Annotated in this window: 14 protein-coding genes and 1 pseudogene; 9 read left to right on the top strand and 6 right to left on the bottom strand. The window is 34.1% G+C overall.

Features of this window, described 5'->3' with window-relative positions; translation table 11 throughout:
• Nucleotides 1-951: serine--tRNA ligase (serS, locus tag MOK21_RS14625; protein WP_249074717.1), on the top strand; the 951-nt coding region annotated here is incomplete at its 5' end.
• 391 nt (nucleotides 952-1,342) lie between these two features.
• The gene (locus MOK21_RS14620) at nucleotides 1,343-1,765 is read left to right on the top strand and encodes an RND transporter (RefSeq protein WP_249074716.1); all 423 of its coding nucleotides are present in this window, start codon (nucleotides 1,343-1,345) and stop codon (nucleotides 1,763-1,765) included.
• 740 nt (nucleotides 1,766-2,505) lie between these two features.
• On the opposite strand, the pseudogene MOK21_RS14615 reads toward MOK21_RS14620, so the two are convergent.
• Nucleotides 2,506-3,164: pseudogene (locus tag MOK21_RS14615) on the bottom strand (SDR family NAD(P)-dependent oxidoreductase).
• A 707-nt stretch (nucleotides 3,165-3,871) separates the two neighbouring features.
• Here MOK21_RS14615 and MOK21_RS14610 point away from each other — a divergent pair.
• The 5 genes from MOK21_RS14610 (at nucleotide 3,872) to MOK21_RS14590 (ending at nucleotide 11,798) form a co-directional block, all read left to right on the top strand.
• The gene (locus tag MOK21_RS14610; RefSeq protein ID WP_249074715.1) at nucleotides 3,872-5,596 is read left to right on the top strand and encodes a multicopper oxidase family protein; all 1,725 of its coding nucleotides are present in this window, start codon (nucleotides 3,872-3,874) and stop codon (nucleotides 5,594-5,596) included.
• Between the two features lie 502 nt (nucleotides 5,597-6,098).
• Nucleotides 6,099-7,658 carry a glycoside hydrolase family 10-like protein gene (locus MOK21_RS14605; protein WP_249074714.1) on the top strand — a complete coding sequence of 520 codons (1,560 nt, stop codon included), beginning with the start codon at nucleotides 6,099-6,101 and terminating at the stop codon, nucleotides 7,656-7,658.
• A 1,530-nt stretch (nucleotides 7,659-9,188) separates the two neighbouring features.
• Nucleotides 9,189-9,830 carry a 5,6-dimethylbenzimidazole synthase gene (gene bluB / locus MOK21_RS14600; RefSeq protein ID WP_249074713.1) on the top strand — a complete coding sequence of 214 codons (642 nt, stop codon included), beginning with the start codon at nucleotides 9,189-9,191 and terminating at the stop codon, nucleotides 9,828-9,830.
• Between the two features lie 220 nt (nucleotides 9,831-10,050).
• Nucleotides 10,051-10,230 carry a hypothetical protein gene (locus MOK21_RS14595; RefSeq protein ID WP_249074712.1) on the top strand — a complete coding sequence of 60 codons (180 nt, stop codon included), beginning with the start codon at nucleotides 10,051-10,053 and terminating at the stop codon, nucleotides 10,228-10,230.
• 512 nt (nucleotides 10,231-10,742) lie between these two features.
• Nucleotides 10,743-11,798: an ankyrin repeat domain-containing protein gene (locus tag MOK21_RS14590; protein WP_249074711.1), complete on the top strand. Its 1,056-nt coding sequence runs from the start codon at nucleotides 10,743-10,745 to the stop codon at nucleotides 11,796-11,798.
• 1,045 nt (nucleotides 11,799-12,843) lie between these two features.
• Here MOK21_RS14590 and MOK21_RS14585 read toward each other — a convergent pair.
• From MOK21_RS14585 to MOK21_RS14570, 4 genes are all read right to left on the bottom strand, one after another.
• The gene (locus MOK21_RS14585) at nucleotides 12,844-13,371 is read right to left on the bottom strand and encodes a tyrosine-type recombinase/integrase (RefSeq protein WP_249074733.1); all 528 of its coding nucleotides are present in this window, start codon (nucleotides 13,369-13,371) and stop codon (nucleotides 12,844-12,846) included.
• A gap of 958 nt (nucleotides 13,372-14,329) precedes the next feature.
• A complete protein-coding gene (locus MOK21_RS14580; RefSeq protein WP_249074710.1) occupies nucleotides 14,330-14,479 on the bottom strand; it encodes a hypothetical protein in 150 nt (49 codons plus the stop codon).
• Between the two features lie 641 nt (nucleotides 14,480-15,120).
• Nucleotides 15,121-16,977, bottom strand: a complete 1,857-nt coding sequence (locus tag MOK21_RS14575; RefSeq protein ID WP_249074709.1) for an alpha/beta fold hydrolase — start codon at nucleotides 16,975-16,977, stop codon at nucleotides 15,121-15,123.
• A gap of 57 nt (nucleotides 16,978-17,034) precedes the next feature.
• On the bottom strand, nucleotides 17,035-17,601 hold the full coding sequence (locus MOK21_RS14570) for a TetR/AcrR family transcriptional regulator (protein ID WP_249074708.1): 567 nt from the start codon (nucleotides 17,599-17,601) through the stop codon (nucleotides 17,035-17,037).
• Between the two features lie 708 nt (nucleotides 17,602-18,309).
• Between MOK21_RS14570 and MOK21_RS14565 the strand changes: the two genes are divergently transcribed.
• Nucleotides 18,310-18,456, top strand: a complete 147-nt coding sequence (locus tag MOK21_RS14565; protein WP_249074707.1) for a YrzI family small protein — start codon at nucleotides 18,310-18,312, stop codon at nucleotides 18,454-18,456.
• A gap of 342 nt (nucleotides 18,457-18,798) precedes the next feature.
• Here MOK21_RS14565 and MOK21_RS14560 read toward each other — a convergent pair whose 3' ends face one another.
• Nucleotides 18,799-18,960, bottom strand: coding sequence for a hypothetical protein (locus tag MOK21_RS14560; protein ID WP_249074706.1), 162 nt, complete (start codon nucleotides 18,958-18,960; stop codon nucleotides 18,799-18,801).
• A gap of 333 nt (nucleotides 18,961-19,293) precedes the next feature.
• Between MOK21_RS14560 and MOK21_RS14555 the strand changes: the two genes are divergently transcribed.
• Nucleotides 19,294-20,484: a multidrug effflux MFS transporter gene (locus tag MOK21_RS14555; RefSeq protein ID WP_249074705.1), complete on the top strand. Its 1,191-nt coding sequence runs from the start codon at nucleotides 19,294-19,296 to the stop codon at nucleotides 20,482-20,484.
• Nucleotides 20,485-20,741: the final 257 nt, after the last annotated feature.

Here is a 20,741-nt window from a genome sequence, read left to right as displayed (position 1 = left end):
TCTGTACCAGTTGGCACAACAGAGGACGATAATGTAGAAGAGTATACGTGGGGCGAGATTCCAACATTTGATTTTGACATTAAAGCACACTGGGATATTGCTACGGATTTGAAGATTGTTGACTTTGAACGAGGTACAAAAGTAACAGGTAGCCGTTTCTTATTCTACCGTGGGCTTGGAGCCCGTTTGGAACGTGCATTAATGACATTTATGATGGATTTACATGCAGAGGAGCATGGCTATGAAGAAATACTACCACCTGTCATTGTTAATCGTGATAGCTTGACGGGTACTGGAAATCTTCCTAAATTTGAAGAAGATGTTTTTAAATTAGAGGAAACAGATTATTTCATGATTCCAACGGCAGAAGTACCTGTAACAAACTTCTATCGTGATGAAATTTTACCTGTTGATGCATTACCACAAGGCTTTGCAGCATACAGCGCTTGCTTCCGTTCAGAGGCAGGCTCTGCGGGTCGTGATACACGTGGTTTAATCCGTCAGCACCAATTCAACAAAGTAGAATTAGTACGCTTTGTAAAACCAGAGGAGTCCTATGAACAGCTAGAGTTGTTAACAGGTCATGCTGAAAAAGTACTGCAATTACTAGGCTTACCGTATCGTAAACTAAAAATGTGTACTGCAGATTTAGGATTTATTGCAGCGAAGAAATATGATTTAGAAGTTTGGATCCCAGCACAAAACATGTACCGTGAAATTTCTTCTTGCTCTAACTTTGAGGATTTCCAAGCACGACGAGCAAATATTCGCTTCCGTCGTGAGCCAAATGCAAAACCAGAATATGTTCATACATTAAACGGTTCAGGTCTTGCGATTGGACGTACAGTTGCTACTATTTTAGAAAACTACCAACAAGCTGATGGAAGCGTAGTAATTCCTGAAGTTTTAAGACCATACATGGGTGGTAAAGAAGTAATTGCGCCAAAATAAATAACGGCTAAAAGCTATTTTAGATATCCTTTACAGGTTCTTGGTTATCGATTTACAGATGCTTTTAATATTATCGGGTGTGTAAACAGTTGTAGTATTTATGTTAAAAGGAGAACGTGCTCTAAAATCGGAACGTATTGAACAATTTGCTAAGATAATGAGAATCACACAAAAAGCAGGTTAATGTTAGAAAAGACTGGATGTTCGAGTAAGAAACTAATATAAAAGCCACCAAGTTTTTTTATAGTGGCTAAGGAAAGAATTGTTACCAAACGACACTTTGGGAAGGTTTGTACTTCAACTAACTAACGAAGCAAGTTACTTAAGAAGAAGGAATTTAAGAAAAGAATATAGAAATACCAGCAGGAGAATAAATTTTTTAGGGGGTAAAATGAAAAATAAAAACATTTTAAAAACGATAAACTGGACAACTTTCACAACCATTGTATTGGTGGGTATTGTTACAGCAGCAATTACGCTATATGACTTAAATACAGACACTACTTATGGTGAAGAAGGACAATCTCGTGCGGAATTCCGTTGGTTCTTTTTACACACAATCATTTCAGTTGCTATACTTTCAATTTCGTCTTTTTTAGCTTTGGGTTGGAAACGATTATTTCCTTTTAACGTACCTATTGCAATAATAATAGTTGGTTTTTGTTATGCACTATTTTTCCTTACATTCACGATTGGATGGGTCGGTCTTATAGGAATATTTGGTTTTTTTATTGCATTCCTAATTGGGGTAATCTTAATAGTATCATACTCAATTTTCAATTTTCTTGAAAATCGCAAGACCAAAAAAATTTAACTGGTTAGAAGTGTATGAAAAGATACTTTATTAGCTAACGCGTGCTTAAATTTCACTAGGATTTATAAAGCATACAAAATAAATCAAATAACCGTTCCCAAATCAAAGTTTGGAAACACATCAAAAAGCCACGAATGTTGTGAAATCAACGTTCGTGGCTTATCTTATGAATATTGTTTAAGTGTTGTTTTAATCACTTTTGTTAAAAGTCAGTCATAGCAAAGGTTTTGAAGCATTTGAATTAATGTTGCACCATAGTCTTTGATGAATAAAATCGTGTATAAAAAATTGAAGTCTTATCGTTGTAAATCCGCATAAATCTGACGAGCCCCCTTATTGAAGTAACAGGGTGCTTTAGTTAAATTTTCGATTCAAAAAAAGACAGAATTTATTCTACACGTTGGTTTTGTAGATTAAATCTGCTTTTTTTTAAAACAGTAACAATCTTTGAGAAAACAGCCTTTAGCAAAGATTGATTTGATATTTACTGAATCGAAAATTTATACGAAAACATCCTTTATTATTTGTCATCAAAAAGTATTCAAAGAATTAAACGCTCGTTAAGTTGTACAAAAAAGGTACTGCGAATTATTCCAGTACCTTTTTGTATGCTAATTAATTGTCTTTTTAACCTGCGATTTTGCTTTTTGTACTTCAAAACAGAACCCGTTAGTTTACTAATGGATTTTTATTAACAGTAAACATCTTTTCAATACTTTTAATAAAAAGGAAATCTATTCTTACATAGTTTGCCGATTGTCTACTGTAATGATTTGTCCTGTTAGTGACTTTTGAAGAAGTGTATAACAAATGGTTTCAGCAATGTCCTCAGGAGTGGAAATCCTTTTCAATAAAATATTTCCAGCTACGGCTTCCATTTTTTCTTCATTTCCTTTCCACCATCTTGTATCGACAGCACCGAGAGCAATACAATTAATTCTTATGCCTAACGATAGTGAAAACGCATGTGATTTTGTTAGTCCAAGAACAGCCGATTTTGTTACTGCATATGGGACCGAGGAGCCTAAGCGGGTTATTCCTGCTATACTTCCAACATTAACAATTGCTGAATCTTATCCTTTTACATCATAAAGTTTTATCCCAGATTGAATCAGTCGCCCCATCAAAATCATAGCCAATTGATGCGTAATACCAACATTGTTAACGAGATAATCTAACTTTCCAAACTTTTGAATACAAGCCAGAATCATTTCTTTCGTTTGATGCTCGTCACTAATATCGGCTTTATGCAATAGCCCAGGATTTGATAATTGATTGAACGTATTCGTGCTTCTTGTACCGAATTTGAATAGTTTATAACGACCTTAGTCCCTAGAGAAGATAACTTTAAACAGGTTGCACTCCCAATTCCTGTTGCACCACCAGTTACCACTACCACTTAAGAAGTATCACAAGAGTTTTTCTTTTATAAATTTGATTCTATTATTCCTAAGTAAGGAATATCACAAACATTTTTTTATTTACTATGAATATTCTCTTTGGTTAGGTCTATATCCTTAATTCTAGAAAAGCTTGAGATAAGTTATATGACATTAAAGTTTTTATGGTTACTAATAACAACATTTGGAAATGTTTCGGAGTAACCAATGGGTTTAAGGGTTGCTTCGAAGTGAATGAACTCCATGACCAGTCATTTTAGAAACTTTATTTTTAATAAGAATGTCTGCTTATTGTGGAAAGGGGACATTTTTTGTGAAATGTGTGATACAAAGTAAATTGCCTTATATTGCGATACAAGGTTGCTTGATTTATTCCGGTAAGAATTAAAATTCCTTCGAAAAATCTAGTTGATGTTAAGGTAGTATTTCCTCACCCTGTTATAGTGTCAAGATTGATATGGATAAATGTACTTACGGTTTCAAAATTGAAATATTTGATTACAAACATTTATCTCAATAAAACTAATTACCTTTAACTCAACTAACGGCGTCTTAGTAGAAGAAATTAGAGCTTTTATGTTGTCCTTCCTCCTTTGCCTAAACATTTTTATCTGCTTATACATTTAATAAAGTAAGTCAACATGATTCTATGTCTAACAATGACTATTGAATTAAATTATATAAAAATGATAAGGAGGCAATTAATTTGAAATTAAAAAAGTTTATTGATGCATTACCGATTCCACCTATTATTAAACCAACCGGAATACATGATGGAATCCCTTACTATGAGGTGTTGATGCAGCAGATAAAACAAAAGCTACATCGGGCCTTACCACCGACAACAGTTTGGGGATATAATGGCTTGTATCCCGGGCCGACATTTGATGTTCTCAGGGACCATCCCATTCTTGTGAAGTGGGAAAATAAACTACCTTTTACACACCTTCTGCCAGTGGATACGACTCTTCACGGTGCCGAACCAAGTCAACCTCCTGTCAGAACGGTAGTTCACTTGCATGGGGGTCGAGTTCGCCCTGAAAATGACGGATATCCAGAAGCATGGTTTACCAAAAACTTTGAAAACTTTGGCAGCAGATTCGTGCATGAAGTTTACTACTATCCGAATTGTCAGCGTCCGACAACTCTCTGGTATCACGACCATGCCCTTGGAATCACTCGATTAAATGTTTATGCCGGGTTAGCAGGGTTTTACCTTATTCGAGACAAGGAAGAAGAAAAACTAAATCTTCCCCAAGGTGAATTTGAAATTCCATTAGTTATCCAGGATCGTTCCTTCTATGATGACGGTCAACTGTTCTATCCCTCCCAGCCCGGACAAAAACCACCACCTGCACCACAACCACCACCTCCAATAGATCCTGATCTTCCGAATCCATCGGTTGTTCCGAGTTTTGTTGGAGATACAATTTTAGTCAATGGAAAAATATGGCCCTACCTTAGAGTTGAACCGAGAAAATACCGATTTCGAATCCTCAATGGTTCTAATGCCCGTTTTTACCGTATGCGATTGAGTTCTGGTCAAGATTTTATTCAAATTGGTACGGATGGCGGATTATTAGAAAAACCTGTACTGGTCTCTGAAATCATACTGGCTCCGGCAGAACGAGCAGATGTAATTATTGATTTTTCAAAACATAGAGGGCAGAATATCATACTGACAAATGATGCTCCGGCACCTTTTCCTGATGGAGTTCCTCCTTCTCCAGATCTTTCGCAAATTATGGAATTTAAAGTTAAACAAAAATCTTCCAAGCCGGATACAAGTACAGTACCAGAAAGATTAAGTTGCTTTGAAAAACTCGAACCTAAAGATGCTATAAATGTTAGAAAAAACTTTTTAGTAGAAACTACTGATGAATTTGGCCGACCGTTGTTTGAACTCAATAACAAGATGTGGGCCGATCCCATTACAGAAACACCATATAATGGAACAATAGAAATTTGGGAACTTTATAATTTAACCCCCGATACCCATCCGATACATTTGCATCTAGTTCAATTTCAGATTCTCAATAGAGCACCAATTACCGTGGATGAAAATGGGAATATCATTAAGGTAGGGAAAGCAAAGAAACCGGATCTGAATGAAATGGGTTGGAAAGATACCGTACGTGCAAACCCTGGAGAAGTTACCCGTATCATTGCACGTTTTGGTCCGTTTACCGGAACTTATGTATGGCATTGTCATATCATTGAACATGAAGATCATGATATGATGCGCCCGTACCAAGTACTTCAAAATCATGATTTTGATCCATGCATCCCTATTCCAGGCGTATGCCGGGACGATTCATTTACTCAGTGCTGCGATCATGGCCATAAATATTGTGACTGTAAAAAGTATCATGACGAGGATGAGCCAAGTCCTAATCGCCATCTCCGTAAAGGGGATTACAGTGATGAGTGATTCAAATTTTTATCATCAATACTTTGACTATATTATTATCTGAACCGGACCAGCTGGTGCAGTTATGTATCCTAAGATAAACAAATAATAAAGTTTTATAAAAATCATCTCTTCAGTTATCCTTTGAGATGATTTTTTTATTGGACGTTTATGTTAAAACTGATGTTTATCTTGTGAAGAATTTCTTCCAAACCTTCCACCGTTATGGTCCACTTTATCAAACAAACTTAACAATTGACCAAATGATTTTAAATGGAAATTACCGGTGAAGGGAGAATAATTGGGGATTTGTGGTATTATATAGTGAGCGAAGAAACAGAATAAAATTTTCCAACGAGCTTCGCAAACAATTTGAAATTACCAATAGGGGGGCCTGCCGACAAAATTTAGAAGGATAAATCAGTTCCTACTTTTATAGAATAGGCTGAAATGGTATTTACTTAGGTTATAGTAACAGCTAGGTTTTAATAGCTGAGAACTAAAAGGAGAGATTTCATTATTTATGTTTAAAAATTTTTTTGGAAAGTGCTTAGTAACTTTTTTTGTTTTACTTTTACTTATCCCTGTTTCAAATCAAAAGGCTACAGCTAATTCACTACCTCAAAATGAAATGCGTGCAGCCTGGATTGCAACAGTATCTAATATTGATATGAAGGCTGGTATGAGTAAAACCCAATATACTCAATGGGTTCAAAGTACCTTAGACAAATTAAAAGCTGATAACTTTAATACAGTTATTTTTCAAGTTAAGCCATTAAATGATGCACTGTATCCGTCTAAGCTTGCTCCATGGTCATCGTATATAACAGGCAATAGACAAGGGACCAATCCGGGTTTTGATCCATTGCAAATAATGCTAGACGAAGCACATAAGCGAGGCTTAGAACTTCATGCTTGGGTAAACCCATATAGGGTCACTATGCCTTCGCAATCTTTGTCTAATCTTGCTGCCAATAATGTAGCCCGTAAAAATTCTAATTGGGTAGTGAAATACGGTAAACAATACTATTTAGATCCTGGGTTGCCGGAAGTTCAAAATTACTTATTATCAACCATAAAAGAATTAGTAAGCAACTATGATATCGACGCTGTACATATGGATGATTACTTCTATCCTTATAAAATAAAAGGAGAGACTTTTCAAGATCAACGAACTTTTAAAAAGTATGGTAGCTCATTCAATAATATTGAAGACTGGCGCAGAAATAATGTTAATCAATTAGTAAAAAAGGTTTATGCAAGCATTAAGGCAATTAAACCTCATGTTCAATATGGAATATCTCCGTTTGGAATTTGGCGAAACAAAGGACAAGATTCGACTGGTAGTAACACGAATGGAATGAGTAACTACGATGATATTTATGCTGATACAAGACAGTGGATTAAAGATGGAAGTATCGATTATATTGCGCCTCAAATCTATTGGTCTAGAAATCATAAAGCAGCAAATTACTCTGTTTTATTAGATTGGTGGGGAAGAGAAGTTCAAACGTACGCAAAAGTCCATCCTATAAATCTATATATTGGCATGGCCAATCATAAAGTTGGAAATGATTCTGATACTGCATGGAATAATAAGACGGAACTTATCAGCCAAGTAATCGCCAACAGAGCAAATAAAAATGCTCAAGGACAAATGCATTTTTCTCTAAGAAGTATTAACAATAACGCTCTTGGATATGCTTCTTATCTAAAACAGCAACTATACAATTATAAAGCTTTAACACCTACAATTTATTGGAAAGGCTCTGCAATACCTTTATGTCCAACTGATGTTAAATTGAGTAAAGAGTCTTTCGGCATGAAGCTTACTATTACAGATAAAAATAGTACTCAACCAAGGAAATATGTAATATACCGATTTGAGGGAACAAAAGAAGGATCATATAAAGACGTTAAAAATATAGTAGACGTGGTTTATAACACACAAGGTAATACTGTTTATGTAGATACTATTGCCAATAATAGTAAAGTATACACATATGGTATAAAGTCTATATCTGCTACAGGTGTGGAAAGTAAAACTGCTTTTGTTCTAAAAGGCGGAAATCCCAACCAGTAGCAATAGAGCAACACCTGAAAGGCCAGAGCAACCAGAAAAACCTGTAGATCCAAAGCCTATTGGTAGAAAATAATCGATCTTTTTTAGACTCCATTTTGATAATCTTTTTTCAAAATGGAGTCTTTTTATTTATCGTAAATTAATGATTGCGTTAGCAAATTTAGCCTTTCAAATTACTGGTTCGCCTGTATAAGCTGCATGTGTAGTATCAATTAGTGCTTTAGCTACTTTTATAATGGGATTACTAGCTGGATTTTATAGATAAGTTTCCTAAAAAACATTTAATGTTAATTTGTGATATACTTCGTGTATTTTTGAATTGACGCTTTTTAATATCGAATCTTATATGTATATGTTATTTAGATATTATGGGAAGTTGGCATATTCAAGCCCTCCTCCACGCCAAATAATTTTAGTTTACATAATATAAATACTTTGGTCACAGCTTTCTAATTATCGGATGTTTCCCATAATTTATCGTTCAAAGGGGGATTATTCGTTTGAATAATGCTAATTATCGTTCGATCTAGACTTGTCCAATATTCATAAAAAATATTCATTAGAGTGACAAATTTAGCTGGTTGTTACAGAATCAAGATACATGTTGGTTGAAGAATAAATACATATATTATTGATATTAGAACGGGAATATTTGAGAAGTCGAACGTGTAAATTTGTATGTTCGACTCTTCTTAATTAGTTACATAATATATAGAACAATTGATAAATCTGTTTTAAAATATTGGTGAAGCATTTAGATTGAAACGGGGTCCCTTTAGAAAAATGTGGATTTACAACGTTAAGGCAAATATGAATAAACAAGAGCAAGCACAACCTTATTAGGTGTTGTGTTTGCTCTTGTTTCAAATAGCGATAGAATGCTGCTTTGTAACCAGACTTAGATTAAAATAGAATAATAAAAATATTTTAATTTTATGCAACTAATTACTATTCAGAATGCTCTAACGGTATGTAAGGAAAGAAGAGGTGTTATAGATGGAATCTGAAATTTCTAGTATAAAAACGCATTTTGATAAAGATTTAGATTCGGCGTTAGATGTAAGTGAAAAACTGTTACATTTTCCACGAATAAACTTCGTTACATCTGAATTAAGCCAAATCCGTAAAATAAATAATTCATCCCAATCAATTGTTCATTTTTATACATTAAATTGATAACACGCTGAAGTATGAACTCTCTCACAGCAATAGCTTCGTTGGCTATTAGAAGGACTATCGATTCAGCAGCCAAAGGCAATTGTGAAATCTGCAAAAGGTGTCTTTAAACCGGTCTATCATTAATGGTGCAATTATCCATATATGAAACTGAACGGAAATATGGTAATCGATTTGACGAATGTTAATCCGAATTAAGAAGAGGTGGAGTCAGATTTATGCGGATACAACGATAAGGACAAACACACCCAAACCACGCTTTTTGGTGCATTTTTACTTCAACTTACGTGGCAGAATAATGAAAAATCAGTTAATATTTAAAATAAACATTTGTAAAGAAAAGGGGAGAAATTTATGTTTTCTAATGAAGAAAGAGAGTCTATTTATAAAGTTATTTATAATAGGAGAGATATTCGAAGTTTTTTATCAACTCCTATCCCTGAAAACATTATACATAGAATATTAAATGCAGCTCATCATGCACCTTCAGTAGGATTTATGCAACCTTGGAACTTTATTTTGATTTCCACTGACGAAATTAAAGAAAAATTGGCTTGGGCAGCAGAAAAAGAAAGCCGAGCATTAGCTATTCATTATGATGGGGAGAAAAAAATGAAATTCCTTGATTTAAAAATTGAGGGTTTAAAAGAAGCTCCTATAACTATTTGTGTTACATGTGACCCTACAAGAGGAGGTTCCCATGTATTAGGACGAAATTCAATTCCTGAAACAGATATTTTATCACTAGCCTGTGCTATTCAAAATATGTGGTTAGCAGCTTGTGCTGAAGGACTTGCGATGGGGTGGGTAAGTTTTTATAAAAAGAATGATATTAGAGACATTTTAGAAATACCACCACACATCGATCCCATTGCTCTTATATCAATCGGTTATACTGAAAATTACCCAGAAAAGCCCATTTTAGAGTTAGCTAATTGGGAAAAAAGACGTTCTTTAGAACATCTTATTTTCGAAAATAAATGGGGACAAAACTAAAGACTTATTAATCTATCGGAGTCTTTGGTGCAACTAGGATTTAATAACTTATACATAAATAAACCTAATAACGTTCCCCAGTCAGACTTTGGTGACTCTACGAAGAAAGCTTTCTAAACGACGTTTTGGAACTTGTTTAGAAATTATTTGACTGATATAGAAACAAAAAAGGAATAATGTTACAATATGTAGGATTATATTAATATATGAGGTATTTCTTATGAAATTATTACTTTACTTTTATTACACTATCGCAGTTCTTGCTATTATCACTTTTACTTATGATTTAGTTAAGTTAGGCACTTTCAATTGGTCTTCTCTTGCAATAACAATTAGTATGATTGGGATTGCAACGGGATTAAAAAAGAACACTAAAAACATTCAATCTAAAGTCGGATAAAATAAACAATCAATGCTTTAAAAGCAGAAGCACAACAGCGAGTAAAGCCTACATCAAGTTCGATTGATACGTTTATTTAAGCTATACAATCACATACAAAATAACGTTGCCAAACAAAAGTTTGGAAACACACCAAAAAGCCACGAAATGTTGTTAAATTAACGTTTCGTGGCTTTTCTTATGAACATTGTTTATACGTCTTTTTATACAGGTGGCATAAACGGTTGAAGTATCAGTATTTTTACTTGTTTGGTTTGTTCTTCACTTTGCATAAAATCGTGTATATTTCTTAACGTTGTAAATCCGCATAAATCTGACGAGACCCCTATATAGAACAAAATGGTTTAGAACTTACAGAGCTATTTAAACTATATGAATTTTCATCTTTTCTTAATTAACTGTAAACTCTCTTAGCAAAGAAATTTTAACATGGTAAAATATAGATTGGTATGTATATGGTAAATGACGTGATGAACTATATTCAAAATCTAATTTAAGGAGCGAAAATACATATGGCGAGGAAGAGAAAAACGTTACCTAAAAATTTTAATGAACTAATTGAAGCAGGTGATATTGCGGTATTACAAGAGGTATTTACAAAGTGCGAGCTAGATGCCTATGGTGGTTATAGTAAAACAACAGCCTTAAGCTTTTTCAATGTACCGGAAGAATTGGTTCGCTGGCTCGTGGAACAGGGGGCAAATATAAATGCGAGAGACAATTACAAAAGATCGGCTTTACATAATCAGGCAATAAGTTGGCGGGGGAATATTGAATTGCTTCTTGAGTTAGGTGCAGATATAGAAGCCTTGGATTATCAAAACGAAACACCTTTATTTGCTGCGGCTGCTTTTTTCAGACCAAATGCGGTGCGCACATTGGTTTCTAAAGGCGCAAATATTAGCGCGGTAAATATGATGAATGAGACGCCTTTGGACAAAGCTTTAGCAGTATGTAGAAATATAAATATTGTTGAACTAGTGGAAATTTCTGAGATTTTTCTGAGCGCGGGCATAGCTGTAACGCCGGAAATGAAAAATTCTATTAAGCGAATTGGAAAAGACTTCGAATTTCACAGAGAAGGTTTTAATAAAGAATATTTGAACGAAACGGATGAGGCACTTTCCCGGCTTTATGAGCTATTTGAGGTTCCACCAGTAGAGAAGCGAAAAACGCATGATGGTACGTCTCCAATAACAGTATGTACAAAGGGCTGGCACGCGCAACATAATGAACTTTGGAATTTACTAATTCCTTCGCAAGGACATGCGCAAACTGTACAAGGAGAGGTTATTCGTATTACTGGTAAAGTCTCATACGAAATTTTAGATAACGGCGGCATCAACTGGGATAATGATTTTCGTAAAATGCTCAAAAGTTTGAACCATTACATTAGCTTAGGTACGCCATTACATCCAGCTGAAATTCAGGAGTCTATCACTTTAGCGAAAGAACTTCACAATGGCGATGGAGATGTGGAACCTGCGAGACTATGCGAGTTGGCAGTGCAATGGGTACTTAGCAATCCGAATCCGATTATTTTAGAACAGCCCGAATATAAGCGCTAACATATTTAACGAATCCAATAAGCATTTTTATAAACAATAATATCCCTTTTGCTAAGCACTTAACGGCTAAGAAAAGGGGATATTATGCCGTAAGTGATGCAACGTGAAGCGGGTAGATGGGAGGCTTGCCTTTTTTATTAGCATGAAATGATTTTGCGGATAGTTTAGTCAAATTAGTTGGTAGCAACATCAAAGAAAAAGATTACTGAAGACTTGGAAGAATACACCAAGTCTTATCTTTAAATTTGACACTTTAAATTTCGATAATAAGTATCTTGAAAAAAAAGTTGAGTATGATCTTGCAAAATCTAATAGAAGACAAAGTGAAACCGAAATAAGGATAGTATTATATATTGCTTATGAGTTATTTAATACATACAAATATTGAAGGAATAAGGAAAAGCTGCAATCTATAGTTTTAGAAAATCAATGAGGTGTTCACCCTGGATTATGTAAAATAAGGAAACGCGAAATACTTTTATTGTGCCCTGTGAGAGCGATCGGAATGGGCAACGGTACGTGTTACTTAATCTCGATACGTTTCATAGCGTTAAATGAAAGGGCGTCTTGAGCAATATAGCGAACTATAGTGTATTGAATAATCCAAAACATTCGTATTTAAGTGGTGAAAGTGCTATTCATCCACAGTCTGAACACTTCAATAATTAAATAAACACGAATATTATATTTAAAAAGGGCAACAAAAACAACAATCAATTAAAAAAACGCCATTTTTAATTGACAAATAATCCATATATTAATCCTTCAATAGAAGGTAAAAATGTAACATCACCGATTCAGACACCTGATTGAAACCCTTATTCTTATCGTCAACAAGTCGGGTTTCAATCAGAAGGTTTTACAATGCCGACAACAAATATGAATTATGCTTATCAACCGCAGTTAACAACTAATCATTATCAGTCTATCTATCCAAATTATTTGAACGGTTACGATTTTTCAAATAAAAAATAACTACCCAATTACGGGTAGTTGCTTCTTTCTTAAAGAACAAGAAATCGAAATGTTCAAAAAGAATCACTTTCTATTCAAACTCAACATGTGTATAGATTTGAGTTGATGTAATACTTTCATGGCCAAGTAATTCTTGCAGTGTTCGTAAATCAACGTTTTCTTTATTTTGCTGTAACATCAATGTTGCAAAAGTATGCCGTAAGTGATGTAGCGAGAAGCGGGTAGGTGGAAGGCCTGCTTTTTTCAATACATCTTTAAAAATGACATGTAAACCCCGCGGATCTAATGCTTTACGATTTTTATTTAGAAAAACAGGTTCTGTTGGATAAATTTGATATGATCTTAAAGAGGCTTTATAGGATGCCAGAAGCGGTATTAAGTGTGGATGAAGGGGCAATATCCGTTCTTTTTTCCCTTTTCCATCAATTCGAATCGTTTCATTTACCAGATCAACTTGTTCCCATGTTAATGAAACAAGTTCAGAACGTCTTATACCTGTTGTTGCTAATAATTTAAACATGAGCTCATTCCGCATCGAAAAACGCGATTTGGCGCGTTCTAGATAGTCAAATAGCTGCTTTAGATCCGTTAATGTCATATACACAGGAAGTTTATCATCGGTCTTTGGCGATTCAATCCCGTGCGTAAAATCATTAGCAAGGTATCGTTCTATTAAACAATATTTGGCGAACGATTTTAAGGAAGAAATTTTTCGGTTCACCGAACGAGGTTTTTGTTTTAAAGATCCTAATAGATATTGGATAAAGCGACGTACTTGGGTCTTGGTAATCTCATTTAAAAGGTTGAACAGCCATGGTCCGTTAAAAAGGTTAAGAAGAGCTGTAAATCGTATTCATAACTCGTAACGTATTTTCCGAGTAATTTTTTTCAATCTCAATATACAATACAAATTCGTCAATGGCAGCGTGTAGTTGCAAGTATAAAACCTCCAAGATATCGTATTAAACAATAATTATTATCTGTACAAAATTATCCCATTATCGTAAAAAAGGAGAGTTATCGTTCACATGAAAATTATTAGGAACTTCAGAATTACAAGTCGAAAAGTACAGATATTATGGGTAGTTGACGTATCTAAGCCCCCCTCCACGCCAAATAATTTTAGTTTACATAATATAAATTATAGGAAGTTATGTTTCAATGAAAAGTATACTAATAACAGTGAGACAAAACGTGTTGTAAAAGGTCAGATGAGACAAATAGTTTTAGACACCAAAATTCACATGAGTCTTTATCATTTAATTTCTAGCTTCAAAATTCTTTCTGTCCTTAAAAATAAAATATTTTCCCTTGATTTTAAACCTTTAGTTTTGGACTTCTTTTTCTTTTAATACATATAATGCAGCCCCGATATCACTTAAAACTGCTTGCCATAGCGTAAGTCCAAGGAAAAACAACACTAAAGCAATAACCTTAAAGATACCCTAAATATTTAGAGTAATTAAATGTGTGTTGTGATCTTCCTTTGGTCTTCTATTATTGCATCTATATGAACCAATTCTTTTGTCGTAATCCTCATTATCCTAGCAAATTGTTCAATACGTTCCGATTTTAAAGTACAATCTCCTTTTAAATCCTACAAGTCCTTTACTTACATCTAATTGTTCAGCTAGCCATTCATAAGATTTATCCTCAGCCTCTAACCAATTAATTATTTTGTTAATTACGATGTCGTTAGTTTTCATATCATACTCCCCACCTATCTATAAAAAACTAATCATTCTATATAGGCATCCATAAAGTTTTTATTCATTCAATGGAAATAATTGTATGATTAACTACTTATAATAAACAACATTTTTTCTGAAGAACAATACTAAATAACCAGTCGTCAATTAAATTTCGACAACTGGTTAGGTGTATACTTTTTTATCAGCAATTTTCACTTCTACCTGTAAAAAGGATACTAAACATTCGTTTTTATAGAAGCAAGATCTCATCTTCTTTTGCAAATTCATTTTCTATAAAAAACTTTTTTACTTTTTGCTGGTTGGCTGTATAAATAATCAGCACTAAAGATTTAATAGCTCGACTACATGCAACATTAAATAATCTGTTTGTTTTATGAAAGATTATTACGTTCTTTCATGGGAGTTTAAGTAATTTCTCCACAAGGTGATTACATATCATTCGTAAGTAGCAAGACTTTGTTCAATTCTCATTTTTACTACCCCAGGATACTGATATGTACGCTGTAATTGATTAGCTGTTAGATTCTTAAGTAAATATATCCAGCGTTCATGTAGACAATCTTTTTTTCAAACAGTACGACTTTATTTAAAAGACACAACAATCTTACTACACGCTTTTTATTTATCCCATACTCTCATCTGCTAGTACTACTATTTTTTATTACCAAATTAGCCGTTTCACTCGGATGGTTAAGAGGAAAATGATGACCATATGGAACAAAATCAACCTTACCAAGATGCGAAGGAGCAGAATAGCCTCTGTCATAATCCCCCCAAATAATGCGAAGATTATATTTTGTTACTTCATTGAAATCACCTTGAACGTTTTTCAATAGTAAACTGTTAAGCTGAACCGTAGTATTTAAAATTCTAGGAGAAGTAAAACTGTTACTTATTTTTTCAATATAATGTTCAGGGATACTCTCAGTACTTTCAAATAAACCATTACTTAATAAATAACGCTCTATCAAATTAGTAGTTGCCAATTTCAATGTCCATTTGTTCATAAATTGAGGAACATTTATCGATTTAGCATTTTTTTTAGCAACAGGTGGCTGAAGTAAAGTAATTGTATACTTCTTATCTATGTACTTTTGTACTAATGCTTCCAAAAGAATATACGCACCAAATGAATGGCCAATTAGATGGGCACCATTATTAGCTTTCTCCAATAACTTTTTCAATACATTTAAATAGATATTTAAAAGATTTTTCTCTCGTTTAAAAGGAGAACGTCCCAAACCTGGAAGGTCCATGATCCATACAGGTCGACCCGTTTTTTCATGAAGCTCTTTCCCTAAAGGAAATAAATCCTCTCCATCACTTAATAAACCATGTAATAAAATAAACGGTTTACCCTCTCCTTGTGATTGGTAAATGGTAGTATTATTACATAATGTTCGTTTAAATAAATGACTGTGCTGGCCATTTTGATACATCATGCGATAATCCAGATCAGCTATTACGGCTGGGAAAAATTTCATTACATTTGTCTCCTTAAACCAATCTTCTCCCATAATCTTTTTCGCTGAACCATTTGAAAATGTTCGATTTGTAATAAAGGTCAGCCCATCAGCAGGAATTTGGGTTATTTTGCTTACGCCACTATTCATAAGTGCTTTCATAAATGGCAATGGGGCAGAAATTTTAGGTGCAGTCATATTCATACTTTCTGACATAGCATCTAATAATTCTGAAATATTTTGATCATGTTGTTTATCTTCAACAAGTGTATATGTTTGTATAGTTGGTTGCTCCAATCTGAAAACCTGCACAATAAACTTTGCTAGTTCATCGTTTGCAATAAGTGGTAATCTATATTTCTTACCCCCAGGGATCACTGGCAAGATCCCTTTGCGCATACTCATCACAAGCAAGCCTAAGCCTACTGTTTGCTCCGTACTCCCTGTTTTACTACTACCAACTACAGTTGGTGGATTAATTACTGAAAGCGGATAACCTACTGTTGATGCCTGCTGACGGATATAAAGATCTGCTAAAAACTTTGTTCTCTCATATGGATTTTTTATTTTCAAAAAATTGTTTCCTTCTTTAAACACATCTATCGCAATCTTGCTATTTTTATCATCAAAGGGACTCATATAGCCTACAACATGAATAAATTGTTGCAATCCCTTCAATTGATGAATTTTTTTAGCCAATTCACTAATATGTTGGGCACCATTCAAAAATACGGAAGCTGCCTCTTTGCTTGTCGCTTGAATATCCATGGGGCCTCCTGCGTGAATAATCACATCCGTTTTCAATACCCTCTCCTTATCTTCAGCACTTAGACCTAAGTCTATTTTCGTCAAATCACCTTCAATAAAGTGCATAACTGCCTCTTTTAAGATGCCTCTTTCTTGATAAATGCGTGTTGCTTTACTTTTCGATCTCACTAATAGAAGAATTGTAACATGCTCTTTGGCTAATTCCTTCACTAATTGCTTTCCAATAAAACCTGTTCCACCAGTTAAAAATACTGTTCTCATATAAATCCTCCTTTTAGTACTATTCAGTACTAATTTGATGTAAAAAAAATGCTTCTTTTATCGAAGCAAGTTAAAAAATTGATCTGCTGTTGTCATGATTACAGTTGCATCCTTCAGTGTTTCTGAAATAAATAGCGCTCCTTCAAGATTTGTAATAAAAAGAGATGCAACCTCGTCAATATTAATTGTCTTTCTAAATTCTCCATTCTCTATCCCTTGTTTAAGTAATAGAGAAACTTTCGTTTGTAATCCTACAAAAAAAAGACCTATTTTTTCTTTTACTTTTGTGGCATTTGTAGGGCTTTGAATATAAAGCGTAATAAATGGACAGCTCCCCTTATATTCTCTCGTCTGAACTCCTTGGGATAATTGCTTTAAAAACAGTTGGATACGATCTTCAACTAATAATTGGTTTTGAGATAGTAAGCCATCAATTGCAGATTGATACATTTCAATCCAATAATCAACGACCCCTTCCAACAATTCTTCCTTATTAGAGAAGTGATAATACACATTAGACTTTGAAACTTTGCTTACACGAACTAATTCATCCATGCTTGTATAAGCAAACCCTTTTTCTAAAAATAATGTTGCAGCTACTTCAATCACACGTTTTTGATTCATTAATTTTACTCTTGTCATAATTAGTACTGTACAGTACTATAATGGGTGTTGCAAGTATTTTTGTTAGTTTAATAAAAAAATTGATCAAAAAAGCTATACTTTAATTGATTTACTGCTAAAAATTAATCTCATTTTGAACAAAGTTGAACTGAATCCTAAAACTGTTTTGGATGGCTTGCAATTTTTCACTTGTGTTTTAACGCTAGGTTCATAAATTTTTGAAAAGAAAACAAATATTTTTTTGGTCAATTACGACACAGCTATGCAACGCATATTAAATAGAACAGCGGGTATTAAAGTACACTCCCCTTTCTTTATCACCTTTCCCTCCGAAAAAATCAGGTAACTAACAATGTAAAGCAGCAAAGAATTTTTCTAGTCGTTAACACAATCAGGAAAACTTAGTAAAAGATGTTTACAAACAGCTTAAAGATAGATATACTTACAAAGTAAACAAAAAATTCTTAAGGAGGTCGAGTGAAATGATCGTAATCGTTAAATTGATGTCATTAACAACTTCAGTAAAAATGAAATTCACACATTCGACCGGATTGGAATGGATCGCTTAAGTTTTTTTTGTAATTAAGCATACCCATACCGCAGGGAGAAGTGTGCCCCTGCGGTATTTTTTGTGCCTTTTTTTCACCGTGGGGGAGTCTCTCTACGGTTTTTTTCATTTTTCAGGGTAATTTAAGGAGGTGATAATAAATGATATTAAACATTTTTTCTCTCACGATAACTATTACAAAACGTGAGATTTCTCTTGAGAAAGCACTTCATAATGAAAATGTGAAAAAAATCTTTGAAGAGAACCGAAGAAAAGTAGAAAATTATCTTCGTATTCGTCAATATTAATTTTGTTAATTAAAAAACATGAAAGGTGGGAATTGAAATGATTTATATGATCAAAAGACGATATGCAGTTTTATGGGTGGAGAAAGACACAACCACCAGATGAAGTAATATAAAGTGACAATATAGCTATTTAATTTTATAAAGCTAACCCGTTCTAATCTAGGACGGGTTGCTTCAGGAGGTATTTTGCACTTTTTTATGCGATATTTTACACCTACAACTTGATGTAGTTTATGAAAATGCGGAATTACAATGTTAGGGAAATTCTAATTCTAAAAGCGTAATTCCTCGATACTAAAATTGAATTTGGCAATTTTTAGCTCAATTCCATTATTCTTTCCCCTAGCCATACATGTAGCGAAAAACAGCACCCGATTGCGGAATATTGAATAACACAAAACATGCTTGTAATACTGCGATTTCTTCTGTATAAGGAGAAGCCAAGTCTTCTTTCACAAATACTAAACCTTCTTCATTCATCGTTTCACTTGCCTTTGCAAGCATATCTGCCTCATAGTTTGTAACTTCTACTTTCGGATCAATCTTTTAATGTTAAATATATACCGAAATTACCACAAAAGCCCACTTCAACAAAAGAACATTACCTTCTTCTTCCCTTTTAGAGTCTTCATGTACAAAAGAAAATGCTAACGATTAACTATTCATAAATTCATTACTAGAAGTACCTGTAATTGGATGATATAATTTTTACGTATCTTTAATTTAGAAGGAAGTGAATTCATGAGTGATTTAGAAAAAATCAAACTCGTGAAGCCACCATTTCCCAAGCTACGATGTTTTTCTTTCAAACCTATAATTATCTAGGAGAGGATTATTTTGAAGAAAAACATCGGAAACAAAACACCTAGCTTATTATTACTGATCGTATTAGTAGGCTTCCCACAAATTAGTGAAACGATTTTTAGCCCATCCTTACCTTCTATCGCAGAAGTGTTTGAAACTTCTATGAGTGATGCACAGCTTACGATGAGTGTGTACTTTATCTCATTTGCCTTCGGGGTATTTTTCTTTGGGCGTTTATCCGATAAAATCGGTCGTCGTAAGGCAATGCTTTATGGGCTGTTTTTATATTTTGTTGGTAATGTACTTTGTTTAGTAGCAAATGAAATGGCGGTTTTATTAGTCGCACGCTTTATTCAAGCGTTTGGTGCGAGTGTTGGCTCTGTCGTGACACAAACAATTTTACGTGAAAGTTTTTCTGGTGTTGAGCGTCATAAATTGTTTGCTCAAATTTCAGCTGCCCTTGCCTTCACGCCTGCAATTGGTCCGTTAATCGGTGGTTTTACAGATTATTATTTTGGCTTTAAAATCGTATTTTTAGTGTTAGTTACTATGAGCATTATTGTATTTTGCTTTGCGTTTTTACGCTTACCTGAAACAGCGCTTACTACAATCGAAATGAAGCCTATACTACCAATTGTGAAGCGCATGATTACAAATGTGCGTCTATGGCGCTACGGCGTATTAATTGGCGGTATTAACGGTGTATTATTTAGCTATTATACCGAAGCACCATTTATTTTTACGCAATATTTTACACTAACAAGTGCGATGTATGGTTTTTTAGGCATTATCGTTGCGCTCGCTTCTATTGCAGGTGCGATGCTATCTAAACGACTCGTTAGCCACACAAAACCTGAGAAGATTATCGTACACGGGTTAGTCATTATGCTCATCGGTACATTGCTCGCTACATCGGTACATTTTTTACCGATTTCATTACAAATGCCAACCATGATTGTTAGTGTGTTTATTATTTTATTTGGTACAGGTACCGCTTTACCAAACTGTTTAAGCTTAGCGCTCATTGACTTTCAAGACGTCATTGGTTCTGCGGGTGCGATATTTAGCTTAGGTTATTATTTACTCGTCAGCGCTACAATTTATGGTATGAGCATTTTCCATAACGGAACAGTCCTTGCGATGCCACTCTATTTTTTAGCAATAGGGATTATTATGCTTTTAATAAGCTTACCCTTACTTAATAAGAAAGGCGCGATGCATTAAAAAGTTGCACCGTTTCCAAAAAGATAATATTTTGACCCTCACGCTATGTAATAGGCGTCACGATTGCATTTATGCTAAGTTGAAAATAGACTTTAGGCACCTCGAAAGTGATTAAACTTTTTTATAAAAACTAAACTTAAATCTGCTAGGTAAGAATCCATTTTGATCAATCTTTTGTCAAAATGGATTCTTTTTATATATCGTACTGCATCACCCAGATGAAATAACCATCGTATCCTCCAGTAAATAATGACTTT

The organism is Lysinibacillus sp. BPa_S21, assembly GCF_023337795.1.
Taxonomy (GTDB): Bacteria; Bacillota; Bacilli; order Bacillales_A; family Planococcaceae; genus Lysinibacillus.
The sequence above is the reverse complement of the archived record's forward strand: the minus strand, read 5'-3'. Positions and strand labels throughout refer to the sequence as shown.